A 14,518-nucleotide genomic window follows, 5' to 3' on the forward strand; every position below is an offset into this window, starting at 1 on the left:
GGGCGGGACGGCGGGCGGGACAGTGGGCGGGACAGTGGGACGGCGGGATGCGTCGAAGCGGTGATCCCTCGGCGGGAACACGCGCCTGCGAGACCGACGGGCAGCGGGTGGAGCTGGTCGCCGATCTCGCGCGTGCCGGGGCTGTCCGGCGCGGCCCCGGCGCGGGGTCGGGCCCGGAACGGATCCGCCGGCGTCCGGCTAGCGGATGTTGTGATTGATGCGGAACAGGTTGTTCGGGTCGTACCTGCTCTTGAGGCCGCGCAGCCGGGTCCAGTCCGCCTGGTCGTACGCGACGCTGACCGCCTGCGGCGTCACGTCCGTGGGGCCGAGGAAGGTCGGAATCCGTCCCCCGGTGAGCACCGGCCCGAGTCCGGTCAGCGCGGCCAGCTGCGCCTGATGGACCGCGCCGGCCTGCTCGGGAGCCGCGAGCGGGTTGCTGAGGAACACCAGGAACCGCGCATCCCGGTGCCCGATGGCGTTGGGGGACGCCGGTCGGCGCCCGAACGCCCCGCCGAGGTGGCGAATCTCGACGAAGCCCGGGGGCAGCGTGGCAGCCGGCCCGACCGCACGCAGCACCGTGGCGACGCCGTCGTCACCCAGATCGCGGGTCAGGCCGCTCTCGCTGATCGTGGCGACGGGGGCGGTAGGCACGCCGTAGATCGTGTCGAGCCGCGCGACCGGCACGGCGGTGACCGTGTCCGACACCGGGCCCAGGGCCCGCAGCGCGGCCAGCTCCGCGTCCGCGTCCGCCGGCGCTCCGACGTGCACCACTCTGATGATCAGCGCGAGCGTGCCGCGCAGCTCCGGCGGAACCGTGGGGATGTCGGGGTAGCGGACGAACGCCGCGACCGACGTCGTGCGGTCGGACACCGTCGCCGTCCAGCCGACGTAGGCCGCGAACACCCGCTCGGCGGCCGCCGCGGGGAACGTGAGCGCCCCTCCGTAGACGGTCGGCGCCGCCAGCAGGTCGATCTCGAACGAGGTGACGACGCCGAAGTTGCCCATGCCGCCCCGCACCGCCCAGAACAGGTCCGGCTCCTGGGTCGGGCTCAGCCGGCGCTGCCGGCCGTCCACGGTGACGAGGTCGATGCCGCGGACCCGGTCGGCGGCGTAGCCGTAGGTCCGGCCGATGATCGACACACCGCCGCCGGTGACATAGCCGGTGGCCCCGACGTTCGACGTCGTCCCGGCCGGGGGAAGCAGGCCCGCGGGAGCCGACGCGGCGATCACGTCCCGCCAGCGCGCTCCGCCGTCGACGCGGGCGACGCGCCGGCCGGTGTCGATCCCGACGCCCGCGAGCCTGCGCATGTTGATCAGCAGCGCGTCGTCCGCGGGGACACTGATGCCGTGCCCCGTCGCCTGCACCGCGATCGGCCAGCCGAGCCCCGCCCCGACGCGGACGGCCGCGGCCACGTCCCGCGCCGACTCGGCGAGCACGATGGCCTTCGGGCGCTGCTGGACCAGCGTGTTGAAACCGGCGCGCTCGGCGTCGTAGCCGGGATCGCCGGGCAGCAGCACCGTCGACCCGAGCGCGCCGCGCAGCGCGTCCGACGCCGTCGCGGCCTCGGCGACCCCGGTCCCGAGATCGAGCCCGACCCCGGCCGCGAGCGCCGCCGTTCCCAGACCGACGGCCTTCAGTGCCGCCCGCCTGCTCAACAGTGTGTCCAACGCACGATCCTTCCCCACGCACAGCCGAATCGGACGGTCACGACGTCACGACGTCACGCGCGCCGCCAGTCCATGACCACATGCCGGGTCGAGTCGGGAAGGCGGTTTCGCAACGTCAACAGGCCGTTGGTCAGCCGGGCGCCGCGAACCTGCTCCGTGTTGACCACACGGCGATGGGACCCGATGACCACCTGATGGACGACCGCGTCCTTCTCCACCCGCCACCGGCCGGAATACCCCAGGTAACTCTCGACGGATCCCAGGTAGGGTGCCGGCGCGTCGCCGGACCAGCTGTCGGTCCGCATCAGACTGGCCGCCATGAAACCGCTGGGATGGTAGATGAGCAGGCCGTCCGCGCCCGCGCCCAGCGGACCCTCGTCGGTGGAACCGTCCTCGTTGAGGTAGCAGTGCGACACCAGCCGCCATGCTCCGACGAGGTCCCTCTCCATCAGCATCCGCGCTCCCGGCACCGAAGATCCTGAGTTCTCGCGTCGATTCCCGGTCCGGATGTCGGCCGGGCGGCGCCGGTCAGTAGTTCCCGAGTCCTCCGCACACGTTCAGCGCCTGTGCCGTGACCGCGGCGGCCCCCGGCGACAGCAGGTACTGGACCATCGCCGCCACCTCGTGCGGCTCGACGTACCGCCCGATGGGCACGCGGGCCTCGATGCGGGACTTCGTCTCGTCCTCGTCGACGCCCCAGATGTCGGCGTAGTGCTCCCGCACCCGCTCGGCCATCGGCGTCTCGACGAAACCGGGGCAGACGGCGTTGACCGTGATTCTGGTCCTGGCCAGCTCAAGCCCCAGCGCCTTCGTGAAGCCGACGACGCCGTGCTTGGAGGCGGAATAGGGCGAGGCGTGGATGACGCCCTGCTTGCCGCCGGTCGAGGCGATGCTGATGATGCGGCCGCGGCCGCGGCCGAGCATCCCGCCGGCGACGAGCACCTCCTTGGTCATCCGGAAGACGCTGGTGAGATTCGTGTCGACGACGTCGCACCACAGCTCGTCGGAGATGTCGGGCAGATGCCCACCGCCGGGGCGGCCGGCGTTGTTCACCAGGACGTCGATGGTGCCGAAGCGGTCAAGAACCCGCCGGACGAGTTCTCCGATCTCCGCCGGGGAACGGACGTCGCAGCGGTACCCGTCGACCTCGTGGCCCCGCGCACCCAGCTCCTTGACGGTCGTGGCCACGGATTCCGGCGTGCGCGCGCACAGGAAGACCCGCATGCCGTCCGCGGCCAGGGTTCTCGCGATCTCCAGCCCGATGCCGCTGGTGGCACCGGTGACGAGGGCGACCTGCTCGGAGCGCTCGGCCATGACCGTCCGCCTTCCTCCATGTCGTGGCGCGTCGTGGTGGGACGCTGCCAAAGGGTGTTAAAGGATCACTCAAGCGGCGCGGGCTCAGGCATGACAGGCGGGCATCCCGCCGTGCAGCCGCGTCATGTCGGCGAGCAGCTGGTCGAGGTCGGCGGGCTCGGCGCCGAGGTCGACGTAGGCGCGGTGCAGGTTGGGTGCCAGCCGCTCCGAGTCGATCAGCCCGGCGAACTCCCCGAGGTCGGCGTCCCGCGCGGCCTGCAGCGGGGTCAGACCGGCCGCGATCCCCGCCCGCGCGAGCTCCGTCAGCCAGCCGAGGTAGCGCTCGGTCTGGTCGAACAGCTCCGGCCCCCCGACCGGGCCATGCCCGGGCACGACCGTCGCCGCGTCGAACTCCCGCAGGCGCCCCAGCGCGGCCCGCAGCCCGCTGATCGATCCGGTGAGGACGAACGGGGTCACGCCGGACAGGACGAGGTCCCCGGCGAACAGCACGCGCCGCCCTGGCAGCCACACGACGGTGTCGCTGGCGCTGTGCGCCGAGGCGAACGAGTGCAGCTCGATGTCATGCCCGCCCAGGCGGGCCGCGATCGGGTCGCGAAACGTCGCCTGCGGCAGGACGACCTCGATCTTCCCCCACTCGACGTCCGGCCACAGCGTGGTCAGGTGCAGGCCGGCCCGCTCCGCCTCCGCCCGCGTGCCCTCGTGCCCCACCACCAGCGCCTCGGGGAAGACGCCGTTGCCGAACGTGTGATCCCCGTGCGCGTGGGTGTTGACCACCACCCTGGGTATCGCGCCTGCCGCCGTCACGGCGAGCTCGCGCAGCCGACTCGCCCGCGCCTCGGTGGCGGCGGTGTCGACGAGGACGGCCGTGCCCCCGCCGACGAGCAGGCCCGCGTTGTTCAGGCACCAGCCGCCGTCGGGCTGCAGGAACGCGTGAACTCCGTCGGCCAGCTCGCACAGCCTCACCGGGCCGGTGAAAGTCGACATGCGGTGACTGTCACGACCGGCGGTCGAGAAGCACTCAAGAAGTGCTCGGGCCGGCCCTCGGGGCGCGCTTGACCGGCGCTTGAGCCGCCCGGCCGACACTGCCTCGGAATCCCGCCGGATCCCTGTTCCGTTCCGGATCCCTCTGGATCCCCCCGAATCCTTCCGAGCTGTGGAGGCACCGATGACCACCGCGTCCGCCGGACTCGACCTCGCCACCGTCTACCCGCGGGTCCAGCAGTTCTACGCCGCCCAGATGCAGCGGCTGGATTCCCGCGACATCGTGGGTTATGCCGGGACCTTCTCGGACGACGCCGAGTTCGCGCACACCCCCGGCCGCCCGCCGTCGCGGACCCGGGCCGGCATCATCGAGGACCTCACCGACTTCCACCGGAAGTTCTCCGACGACCCGATGCAGCGCCGGCACCTGGTGACAATGATCAATCTGGAGCCGCTGGACGACGGGCGCCTGCGGTCGACCGCCTACTGCCTGGTCGTGAAGGTCCGGCCGGGGCAGGAACCCGTGTTCGTCAGCTGCACGATGCACGACATCCTGGTGGAGCTGGACGGCGAACTGCTGAACGCGTCCCGGCACGTCTCCTACGACTGACGTTCTCCGTCGGCAGCGCATTCTCCGTCGGCAGAGCGTTCTCCGTCGGCAGAGCGTTCTCCGTCGGCAGAGCGTTCTCCTACGGGTGGGCTGGCGCCGAGCGGGCCGGGTCGGCTCGGATCCCGTTCAGGACGAGGTCGAGATGCCGGCGCCAGTCCGAGTTCCGGCTGGGCCGGAAGTACATGGTGGACATGATCCCGCAGGCGAGGACGGGAAAGTCCGAGAAGGTGAAGTCGGCGCGCAGGTGACCCGCGGCGACGGCCCGGGCGATGATACGCGTGACGATCTCCGCGAACTCGGCCTTCTGTTGTTCGGCGCCGTCCCACTGGAGCCCGGTGGATCCGAGCAGGGCGAGCTGGAAGGCGGAATCACCGTCGGCCGTCTCCAGATAGCGGTGCAGGACCGTTTCGAAGGCGACGCCGGGATCGGCGATGCTCTCGGCCTCACGGGCGAGCACGCTCATGTTCTGGAAGCGTTCCCGGACGACCGCGACGAGCAGATCTCTTTTGCTCGGAAAATGCCGGTACAGCGTGCCCATGCCGAGCCCGCTGTGCGCGGCGATCTCCTCCATCTGGACGGCATTGCCCTGCCGGGCGAAGAGCTCACCGGCGCTGGCGAGGATGCGCTCGCGGTTGCGGCGGGCGTCCGCGCGCAGGGGACGTTCGGCCTCGGCCATGTCAACCCCTCTCGCGTCACCCACGGAACATCAGGAAGTCTAGTTCCGATCACCATTGGAGTCGTCCGCGCGTAGCACCGTGAGCTGGGCGGATCGTGCCAGCGGTACGCCGGGCCGGACCTACTGGGACGGCCCGGCCCGGTGCACCGCCGCGCACGTGCGCGGCGTCGTCACGTGCGCGGCGTCGTCAGGGTGCCTGGACGACCGCCGTCGACCAGGTGAAGCCCGATCCGCAGCCGAGGATGACGGCGTACTCCCCGGGTTCGAGCATCTTCTGCTCGACGATGTCGGCCATGTTCGCCACCATGTCGCCGGCGCCGAGATGCCCGGTACGGGTGCCGAGCTGCACCGTCCTGGCCAGCAGCTGCTCGCCCAGGGCCCGGTCGTACATGACGTGCAGCAGCCGAGGGCCCAGGCGCGGCGTCACGATCATCTTCAGGCGGGGATCGTCCGCGTCGAGCTCGGCCTGCGCCAGCGCCGTGCGCAGCGAGGTGCCGACCCGGTCGCGGGCCGTCGCGGCCAGGCTCTCCTTGCCGTGCGCGGCGTAGAACTCCCTGCGCGCCTGCGCGGACGACAGGATCTCCTTGCCCTCCATCGGCGCGGTGGTGAACGGCGCGTCACCGCGGTTCAGGGCCTCGAGCCAGCCGGCGCTCGCGTGCGTCAAGGAGAGCAGGCGCAGCTCGTCGGGCCGGCCGTCGCGGCGGTGGAGCAGGGCGGCCGTCGCACCGTCGCCGTAGGCGATGTCGGTGTGCATCCGCCAGCGGTCCCACACCGGCGCCACGAACCTGTCGGCGGTGGTCACCAGGGCCGCGGTGAGGTCGGGATTCGCCAGCAGGCCGCTGGCCGCGAAGTAGAGCGCGGAGGTGCCGCCGTTGCACAGCTCGTGCATGCCGGTGGGCAGGGCGTCGGGCGGCAGGTCCAGCTCGCTGGCCACGTAGTGCGCGGGCGACCAGACCTCCTGGCCCTGGTGGTAGACCCAGGCGTGCACCAGGATGCCGACGGACGCCGGATCGCAGCCCGCCCGGCCCAGCACCTTCCGCCCGGCGAGCACGGCCATCTGGGGTGCGGCGAGATCGGCCGTGACCGGCACGTCGGTGACGCCGAGCAGCTCGACCGCCCCGGCATCGAGCCGGCCGCCGTCGACCTCCGCCTTGATGGACTCCGTCGTCTCGGGGAGCCAGGTACTGACCGCCCTGATCCCGAGATCGGCTCCGAACTTCATTTTTCTCGTCCTCCCGCGGATGATCGGTGCACGAGCGGGCCGCCGATTCCCATGACGGTGGATTGTGTGCGAACGGCGCCAGAAAGGCTCCCCGGAGGGGCGGCGGCACGACAGCGCCATCGTACGGTGCCGCAGCCCTCCGGCCGGTGTTCGAATCAGGAAAGAACCGCGGGCTTGAGCACTTCTTGAGCCCACTGACGGAAGGTCGTGGGCGTGGTCGCCTCGGCTGTACGCGGCTCGGCGTTGTAGAGACCGCCGTCAATGGCGGTCAGCAGATCGACAAGCCACTGGGCGGCGGCCTCGGTCTGGCCGTTCTGTATCAGGCTGGCCTTGTACGCGTCCGGCGGCACCTGCTGGTACCGGATAGGCCGCTCGAGAACCTCGGAGAGAATCCGTGCCTCGTCATTGTAGGAAAGGTCCTCCGGCCCGAGGACGGCCTGATAGTCCTGACCGCTCCAGGAGCTGTCCAGCAGCAGCCGCGCGGCGACGGCGGCGATGTCCCGGGTCGAACAGGTCGGGAGCTTGAGGTCGCCGTTGATGGGGTAGAAGAACATTCCCTGGTGCTTGAGCGGCGCGACCTGCCAGAGCAGGTTCTCCATGAACGCCGGCATCCGCAGCGTGCGGTAGCTGACCCCCGTCTTGTCGATCAGCTCGCAGACGGCCCGCCCCATCGTGTCCGTGTCCGCCGTCTCCTGGTGGCCGAGACCGCCGATGTTGACCAGGCGCCGCACCCCGTGCCTGGTGATGGCCGCGGACAGCGGCCCGGCGAACTCGGCCGCGCGCCGCACGGGATCGGTGGCGGTGGGGTCGGGCGGCAGCAGCCAGAACACCGACTCGGCGCCTGTCAGCGCCTTGTCCATGACGTCGGCGTCGGACAGCGACCCCTGGATGACCTCGACCTTGCCCTGTGCCTCGGGGACGAGCCGCGCCGGGTCACGTACGACCACCCGGGGGGTCACCCCGCTGCCGAGGAGGTTGAGCAGGAGCTGGCGGCCGATCTGCCCGGTGGGGGTGCAGACAACGATCATTGACTCTCCCGACAAGAGGAATCGGAACTACTCTTCCAGGTTACGAAGATAGAACCGCGATTCCGGTTGTCAAGAGGTCGGTTCGAGGCCCCAGGTCAGCCCGTCAGGACGTCCGTCAGCGCCTCACGCAGGACGTCGCGCAGGCGGGTGACGTTGCCGAGCAGCAGGTGGCCGCCGTGCGGCAGGACCAGCAGCTCGCCGCGCGGCAGCCGGTCGACGACAGCCGCGGCCTCGGCGGGCGTGGGCAGCGGCGAGTCCTCGGCGGTGAGGACGAGGGTCGGGACGTCGACGTCCTCCCACGGCAGCCGGTCACGGAGCATCTCGGGCGCGCTCACATAGGTGTCGAACAGGATGGGCGTCCCGCCGCGGCCGCACCGGCAGCAGCGTCGACATGATCTGCGCGCCGAAACCGCCTCATCACGCCCAATCCCCTGCCCCCGGACCGTCCCCAGGGGCTGTCTCCTACCCAGCGCCGCACCTCGGGCTGCCGGGCAGGACCGGCCGGCGAGATCCTGGTCAGGCTGGTTCCCAGCGCCATCCGTTGTTGTCCCGGCAGACGATCGCCTCGCCGCTGGCGGTAACTCCACGCGCCCCGTGATCCGAGGCCCGGCAGTACTGCCCCGGCTTGTAGCAGCCACCGCTGTTGGTCCGCGGACTGCAGCTGGCGGCGGCAGACGTAGCCGGCTCCGGGTTGTTCGCGGGCGGAGCGTCGTTCGCCGGCGAGGTATTCGACGGTGCCGGGTTGTTCGCCGGTGCGGCGGCCGCGGGCGGAGCCGCGGGCGCGCGGGTCGCCGCGGCGGGCGGAACCGCGCGCGTCGCGGGACGAGCCGCTGGAGCGGGTGCGTGGGTCGCCGCCTGCTGTTGCGTCGCCGCCGGCTCCGCAGCGGCGCCGAGCGCGGGCGCGACGGCCGCGGGGGCCGTCGTCGCGGCCGATGGCGGCAGCGGGCTCACCGACGGCGGCGGGCTGACGGTCGTCGAACGGGCCGGATCGGCCGACACGGGAACAGTGGCCTGGGCCGTCGGCGACGGCGCGGCCGCGCTGGTCAGTGTGGTGGCCGTCGGCGTGTTGGCGGCCGGCAGAAGCGCCGCGACGCCGATGATGAGCGCGAGGTACAGGACCACCCCGAAGGCGATCTTCAGTCCCGTGAGCGGCCCGACGACGGCGCGCACCCGTCGGTCCAGGCCGGCCATCACCCGGTCATAGCCTGAGCGTTGGTGCGGCGGCGGTGCCATGAATGTCCCCCTCGTCCCCGTAGGGCATCGGAGGCTACTGACGAGGCACCAGCGGACAGTTGGGGGTCAGAAATCCAGCCGAACGCGGTTACTCAGTGAGATGAGACAACGTGGCCAGAATGCCTCGGCCGAGGCCGGACGACTTCACGCGAAGAAATGACCAGCTCGAGTGGACCCACCCGCCAGCACCACGAGGGCCACCTCTCCATGATGGCGTGCCTGGCGCTTTCCCTACCAGCCCGGCGTTCGATCAGGTCTGGAGGAAGCGGGTGCCGGTCGCGGAGAGGAGGAATGCTCGGCCGCGGCCTGGGCCGCTCGGCGGATACGCGAAGTACCGGCCGCTGACGGGATCGGATTCGCCGGGTTCCGGTTCCAGCACCAGGCGCGTGGGCGCCGACTTGAGCCGGCTCGCGGTCCCGGAGTAGTCGGCGGTGCGCAGTTCGCCGATGCGGGCGGTCGCGACCAGGCGGACGCGGGGGTGACGGTCCTTCAGAAAATCGTTGAGGGTGTCGCCGAGCCGGGTCACATCGTCGATGAGCAGCAGCGTGGGCCGGCCCTCGCCGGCGGCCCGCTCGGCGAGGGTCGCCGCCGCGCCGAGGTCGCGTACCCGGTCCGCGGCCGGGCAGGTGGCGAGCGGCGAGTCGACGGGAGCCGCGGCGTAGATCGCCACCGCGTCACCGAGACCGGCCCGGGTGAGTTCCGCGAGCCGGCGCAGCAGCATGCTCTTGCCGCAGCGGGGCGGACCGTAGATCAGCGCCGGGCTGGCCTCCGCCAGGTCGAGGCAGGCCGGCACGACCAGCCCACCGTGCAGGGTGAGGCCCACCGGGATGGACAGCACGTCGCCGTCCAGGCGGGCGTCCCCGTCCGCGGTGAGCTCCGCGGGGTCGACCGTCGCAGGCAAGGCACGGACGCGCCGCGGCAGGAATCCGGCGTCTGCGCCGGTGCCGCTACCGGCGCCGCTACCGCTACCCGCGTCGCTGCTGCTATCCGCGTCGGTGCCGCTGCCGGCGACGGCGACGGCGCTGTTCGCCCAGGCCTCCGGCTGGGACGGTGACAGGATGGGACCCGGTTGGGCGACCTGGACCTCCATCAGCAGCTCGTTGCCGGTGGTCCACAGGCCGCGGCCCGGCTCACCGCTCGGGATCGCACGTCGTTCGATGGTGAGGTCGCCGTAGGCGTTGCGATCCGCGAGGCGCAGCACGAGCCGCTGCGGCGCGCGGGCGGCCACCTCGGCGCGCACCCGGGTGCCGGCGATCGACGCGGCCACGGCCACCTTCGACGCGGGCCCGGCGCCGATCACCGTGGCGAAGTCCTCGAGCAGCGCCATGCCCTGCTTGGAGCTGACGGCCTCGTGCGTGCTCATGAAGCCGCCCAGGTTGTCGATCAGCAGGATCGACTGGGCCTCTGCGTCCCGAGCCGCCGCGTCCATCGCTCCCAGCCGCGCGATCCGGGCCCGCAGGAACGCCAGCAGGTTCGCCTGCCGCTCCAGCTCGTCGCCGAGGATGACGTTGCCGGCGCAGTGCGGCAGCGCGCCGAGCGCCCGCAGGTCACCGCCGGCGAAGTCCAGCACGTACAGGTGCAGCCCGGTCGGCGGCAGCGACGCGGTCAGGCTGGTGGCGAGCACGGTCAGCGCGGTGCTGGCGCCGGCACCCGGGGCGCCGAAGACGAGCAGGTTGCCCGCGTCGAGATGCCAGGCGACGGCGGGTTGGCGGGCGTGCTCGGACTCGTCGGGACGGTCACCGCGGGCGAAGTAGGCCGCGAGCCCGGCGGGACGGCCCGGGATCATCTCGCCGGCCCGGGCCTGGGCCACGACCTCGGCCAGCGTCAGCGACGCGGGAAGCGCGGGCGGCCAGACGTCGGCGACCGGCCGCACCTGGCGCCAGTCCAGCGCCGACCGGTAGGCCCGCTGGACGCCCACGATCAGCGCACTCAGCTCCGTCCCCTCGGTTCGCCCGGCCCCCTCGGCCCGCACCCCGGCCTCGCCGTCCCTGACACCCGTGTCGCCGGCGCCGGTTCCATCGGTGATGGGCACCCAGGCCGCGGGGCCGACACCGCCGGGGCCGACACCGCCTGAGCCGACACCGTCGGAGCCCGTGCCGCCCGGGCCGGTGCCGCCCGTCTCCCACCATGGCTCGTCCAGCTCGGTGACACCGGCCGGGTCGATACTGCGCGGCCTCGACAGCTCGACACCCGCGGGGGCGATGGCGTCTGCGCTGGACGAGGCGGTCCGCGGGGCGGCGTCGGCGTCGGCGTCGGGAAGCAGCGTGAACGGGGTGAGGCGGACCGCGTCGTCCTCGGCGGCCTCGACGGGGCCGGACGGGTAGCCGGCCTGGAAGGCGAGCACCCGGTTGTCGACGCGGGCCAGGCCGCGGCCGGACGCGGTGAACCGAGCGGCGTCCGGCAGGTCGATCAGGCGCACCGAGTCCTCGACGTCGAGGAGCTTGAGGGTCATCCGCAGGTGGGTGTTGCGCTTGATCTCGTCGTAGTTGCGGACCGAGGTGGGGCTCTGGGTCGCGAACAGCAGGTGGACGCCGAGCGAGCGGCCCCGCTTGGTCAGGTCGATGATGGTCGCCAGCTCGTCGGGCAGCTCGTCGGCGAGGATCTGGAACTCGTCGATGATCACGAGCAGTCGGGGCAGCTCACCGGCGATCTGCTCGATCTTCTGCACGCCGCGGGCGAACAGCAGCCGTTCCCGGCGCAGCAGCTCGGTGCGCAGGTAGCGCAGCGCCCGCTCGGCCGCGTGCAGGTCGGTGTCGCTGACCAGGCCGACACAGTGCGGCAGCGCGGTGAGGTCCTGCAGGGATGTGCCGCCCTTGAAGTCGAACAACCCGATGATCACCTCGTCGGGTGAGTACCGCGTCGCGAGCTCGACCACGATCATCTTGAGTAGCTCGCTCTTGCCGGAGCCGGTCGCGCCGCCGAGGAGCCCGTGCGGGCCATGGCGGACGATGTCGAGCTCGAACGGCCCGTCCTCCCCGAGGCCGACCGGTATCGCGAGGCTGTCGGGGTCGCGGCGGGCGGCCCAGAGCGCGCGGATGTCGTCGGCGAGCCGGTCGGATGGCTGCGCCAGATCGAACGGGACGAGGTCTGCCAGCCGCACCCGGGCCGGCAGGGGTGCGTCCCGCTCGGCCACGAGCGGATCGTCGAGACGGGCCAGCATCCGCGCGCAGCGCTGCGCGTCGTCGGCGCCCAGCGGCGCCGGGCTCGCGCCGTGCGTGGCCCGACCGGTCCTGGCGTCGACCTGCGCAACCGTGCCGTCGGGTCCGATCTCAATCAGGGTGGTGGTCAGATTGGGGGGTGGCCCATCCACGACGATCGCCGACGCGTCGGCCGCGAGCGCCCGGCGGAAGGCGAGACTGGACCCGGGCCGCAGCCTCGGGCCGTCGACGATCAGCAGGGTGCGGACCGCGTTTATCCGCTCCGGCGACGTGGCGTTCGGCAGGCTGATCGCCGGACCGCCGCCTCCGCCGCTGGTCGTGGGAGAGGCAGCACCTCGCCCGCCGTGGCCGGTGGCTCGGTGCGGTCCGGCGCCGACGGGACTGGCCGCACCCGCACCCGTACCCGCGCCGGTCAGCCAGGCGGCGGCCTCGTCGAGGGCGCGTTGCGGGTCGGCGGTCGCGTCGATGCGACGTACCCGGAGTTCCCCGCTCGTCTCGTCCCGCAGGTGCGGGAGCCACTTGAGCCACTCCCAGTCGGTGGTGTCCTCGACCAGCAGGCCGATCCGCAGATGAGCGGGCCCCTGCGCGCAGCAGGCCTGGCAGATCGCCGCCCGGACCAGGCCGAGCACGTCCGGCCGCGGGCCGCGCAGCGTCACGAGCTCGCCGCGATCCAGACTGAACGTCAGCGGCACGGACGCGAGGCCCCCCGATCGGACCACCCGCTCCCTGATCTCGGCGCCGGCCTGCTCCACCCGTTCGACCGCCGGGCGCCAGTCCAGGTGCCCGACGGCGACGAAGACGTCCAGAAAGTCGCTGTCGGTGGGCCCACGTTCCCACAGGGTGGCGCCCGTCTGATCGGCGGCGCGCACCCAGTCGGCGGCCGTCGGCGTGACGTCCCAGCGCCGCCGCAGCTCCAGCCGCCTGGCCTCGGCCAACCTGGCGTCGAACGCGGCAAGTTCCGCCGCCCGCTCGGCCGCGCTGCGACGCACCTCCCTGCGGCGACGCAGCCGGTTCTCCACGAACGAGAACACCACGATGATCGCGCCCAGCGCCGACAGCAGCGCATACATGAGCTGCCTCGTCACCGTGAACAGAACGCCGGCCAGAACCAGCGGCGCACCAAGCGACGCCCAGTTGAACGGACTCGCCTGCCCCGGCTCCCGGACAACCGGCGGCAACGTGACCACGCCTGGCGCCGGCGGCGACACCGGACGTGCGGTGCGGTGGAACGCCACGGTCGACCGGTTCTCGACGGGCACGCCCACGGTCTGGCCGGGCTGGGCGCGGCCCCCCCTCCGGCCCAGACGCATCGCGCTGGAGCCCACCGCAAGCACCGCACCGGGACGCAGCACCTGACCGTCCTTCACGGCACCGCCGTCCCACGAGTCATCGCCGTTCCCGGCGGCCTCGCCATCGACGGTCAGCTCCCGCACGGCCCACCTGAGGGTCACGACGTCGTCGACGAGGACGAACTCGGCGGCCGCCTCCTCGAAGTCGCCGCCACGCTCCAGCAACGCCCCCTCGAACGGATCGACGAACAGCGACACCGTCTCTCCCCCGGGCACCGCCAGGCGCCGCCCAACGCCCCGACCAGCCACGATGACGAGCTCCCACCCGCCGCCACCCGCCCCCGCGGAGGACCAGAGCAACGGGTCGGACGGGCTGACGGGGCTGTGTCCACCGGGCGTCCCGCGCGGACCAGACGTCTCGGAAGAACCGGAGGGTTCAGCGCCTGCCACCGCTGGCGCCGGTATCCACCACTCCACCTCGGCCGCGGCTGATTCGAGGCCGCCAGCCTCCGGAACGGCCGTGGACTCCCACCAGACATCGGTGCCGCCCGTCTGGCCGGCCGAGGCGGACGGCCCCGGGTCAGTCAGCCCGCCGCCGTACCCGGACCGATACCCGTCCACAGGCTCGGCCGGGGCGACCTCCACGCCGTCAACGAGCCCGCAGACCGCCACCGGCAGGTCGGGCCCGAACGACTCCCCCTCCACCACCAGACCGAACTCGCCCAGCGGCCCGAACAGGCGAACGCCCAGTTCCCACACCATCGCATCCGCGCCGACCTCCGCCGACCAGTCCCGCGAGGCCCCACCCTCCGAGACCGCGCGCACCCTGATGATCACTACTTCTGGACACCGCCCTACGCATCAAACGCGATCAGGTCCTCGATGGCCTGCCGGAACCATGCCCAGAAGTTCTCATAGTCCCGATTGCTGTACCAGTGTCTGTCCCAGGGGTCGACAGTCACGATTTTTCCGGTCTCCGGATGCCAACAGACGACGTCATCGTTCGGCGCGTACCTGGCGAAAGGAACGAGGTGATTTTCTGGAAATCTTTCCGCGAGAGTGTTGTAGATGCTGAATAGCATCCGCCCTTCGATGATCTGCCATGGTTCGAGATCGGTCAGCCCAAGCTCGACGACCCGGAGATATTCCGACGGGTAGTTGAATCCAGCCGGCAGCTCAGTCAGCGGAATCAGCTCGGCCATGTAAGTTTCCTTCCCATCCCGTGATCGGCGAACCCATCGGATAATCGACGAGCAGCGAGACCATCTTCCCGCCTGCCACGAGCCGCCGCCTCGCCCCCAGGCCGGCCACGACTACCAGCTCCCACCCACCCGCGGGA

At 72.0% G+C, this 14,518-nt stretch carries 12 protein-coding genes; 1 reads left to right on the forward strand and 11 read right to left on the reverse strand.

The features are described from left to right. Window positions 1-198: 198 nt before the first annotated feature. The 4 genes from C1A33_RS34730 to C1A33_RS08945 form a co-directional block, all read right to left on the reverse strand. Window positions 199-1,668: an FAD-binding oxidoreductase gene (locus tag C1A33_RS34730; protein ID WP_165818301.1), complete on the reverse strand. Its 1,470-nt coding sequence runs from the start codon at window positions 1,666-1,668 to the stop codon at window positions 199-201. Between the two features lie 53 nt (window positions 1,669-1,721). Next, window positions 1,722-2,138, reverse strand: coding sequence for a lipocalin-like domain-containing protein (locus tag C1A33_RS08935; RefSeq protein ID WP_133150615.1), 417 nt, complete (start codon window positions 2,136-2,138; stop codon window positions 1,722-1,724). 58 nt (window positions 2,139-2,196) lie between these two features. After that, window positions 2,197-2,982 carry an SDR family NAD(P)-dependent oxidoreductase gene (locus C1A33_RS08940; protein ID WP_101831053.1) on the reverse strand — a complete coding sequence of 262 codons (786 nt, stop codon included), beginning with the start codon at window positions 2,980-2,982 and terminating at the stop codon, window positions 2,197-2,199. A gap of 84 nt (window positions 2,983-3,066) precedes the next feature. After that, window positions 3,067-3,966: an MBL fold metallo-hydrolase gene (locus tag C1A33_RS08945; RefSeq protein WP_101831054.1), complete on the reverse strand. Its 900-nt coding sequence runs from the start codon at window positions 3,964-3,966 to the stop codon at window positions 3,067-3,069. Window positions 3,967-4,147: 181 nt separating this feature from the next. Here C1A33_RS08945 and C1A33_RS08950 point away from each other — a divergent pair, with 181 nt between their 5' ends. Further along, window positions 4,148-4,573, forward strand: coding sequence for a nuclear transport factor 2 family protein (locus C1A33_RS08950; protein WP_101831063.1), 426 nt, complete (start codon window positions 4,148-4,150; stop codon window positions 4,571-4,573). 79 nt (window positions 4,574-4,652) lie between these two features. On the opposite strand, the gene C1A33_RS08955 is transcribed toward C1A33_RS08950, so the two are convergent. From C1A33_RS08955 to C1A33_RS08990, 7 genes are all read right to left on the reverse strand, one after another. Next, on the reverse strand, window positions 4,653-5,249 hold the full coding sequence (locus C1A33_RS08955; RefSeq protein ID WP_101831055.1) for a TetR/AcrR family transcriptional regulator: 597 nt from the start codon (window positions 5,247-5,249) through the stop codon (window positions 4,653-4,655). A gap of 187 nt (window positions 5,250-5,436) precedes the next feature. Beyond that, window positions 5,437-6,471 (reverse strand): ketoacyl-ACP synthase III family protein, encoded by a 1,035-nt coding sequence (locus C1A33_RS08960; protein WP_101831056.1) that lies wholly within the window; start codon window positions 6,469-6,471, stop codon window positions 5,437-5,439. A gap of 155 nt (window positions 6,472-6,626) precedes the next feature. Continuing rightward, window positions 6,627-7,499, reverse strand: a complete 873-nt coding sequence (locus tag C1A33_RS08965) for an NmrA family NAD(P)-binding protein (RefSeq protein WP_101831057.1) — start codon at window positions 7,497-7,499, stop codon at window positions 6,627-6,629. A 95-nt stretch (window positions 7,500-7,594) separates the two neighbouring features. Next, entirely contained in the window at window positions 7,595-7,834 is a 240-nt protein-coding gene (locus C1A33_RS08970) for an alpha/beta fold hydrolase (protein ID WP_101831058.1), read from the reverse strand. Window positions 7,835-8,015: 181 nt separating this feature from the next. Continuing rightward, window positions 8,016-8,690: a hypothetical protein gene (locus C1A33_RS08975; RefSeq protein ID WP_101831059.1), complete on the reverse strand. Its 675-nt coding sequence runs from the start codon at window positions 8,688-8,690 to the stop codon at window positions 8,016-8,018. Window positions 8,691-8,982: 292 nt separating this feature from the next. Beyond that, the gene (locus tag C1A33_RS08980) at window positions 8,983-14,004 is read right to left on the reverse strand and encodes an FtsK/SpoIIIE domain-containing protein (RefSeq protein WP_133150616.1); all 5,022 of its coding nucleotides are present in this window, start codon (window positions 14,002-14,004) and stop codon (window positions 8,983-8,985) included. Window positions 14,005-14,033: 29 nt separating this feature from the next. Continuing rightward, a complete protein-coding gene (locus C1A33_RS08990) occupies window positions 14,034-14,381 on the reverse strand; it encodes a hypothetical protein (RefSeq protein ID WP_101831062.1) in 348 nt (115 codons plus the stop codon). Window positions 14,382-14,518 lie beyond the last annotated feature (137 nt).

Origin of the sequence: Frankia canadensis, assembly GCF_900197875.1 — a bacterium.
Classification (GTDB): Bacteria; Actinomycetota; Actinomycetes; order Frankiales; family Frankiaceae; genus Frankia; species Frankia canadensis.

Coding starts and splice junctions, on each gene's coding strand:
- C1A33_RS08940 (WP_101831053.1), bottom strand. CDS start 2,982: ATGGCCGAGCGCTCCGAGCAGGTCGCCCTCGTCACCGGTGCCACCAGC.
- C1A33_RS08945 (WP_101831054.1), bottom strand. CDS start 3,966: ATGTCGACTTTCACCGGCCCGGTGAGGCTGTGCGAGCTGGCCGACGGA.
- C1A33_RS08950 (WP_101831063.1), top strand. CDS start 4,148: ATGACCACCGCGTCCGCCGGACTCGACCTCGCCACCGTCTACCCGCGG.
- C1A33_RS08955 (WP_101831055.1), bottom strand. CDS start 5,249: ATGGCCGAGGCCGAACGTCCCCTGCGCGCGGACGCCCGCCGCAACCGC.
- C1A33_RS08960 (WP_101831056.1), bottom strand. CDS start 6,471: ATGAAGTTCGGAGCCGATCTCGGGATCAGGGCGGTCAGTACCTGGCTC.
- C1A33_RS08965 (WP_101831057.1), bottom strand. CDS start 7,499: ATGATCGTTGTCTGCACCCCCACCGGGCAGATCGGCCGCCAGCTCCTG.
- C1A33_RS08975 (WP_101831059.1), bottom strand. CDS start 8,690: ATGGCCGGCCTGGACCGACGGGTGCGCGCCGTCGTCGGGCCGCTCACG.
- C1A33_RS08990 (WP_101831062.1), bottom strand. CDS start 14,381: ATGGCCGAGCTGATTCCGCTGACTGAGCTGCCGGCTGGATTCAACTAC.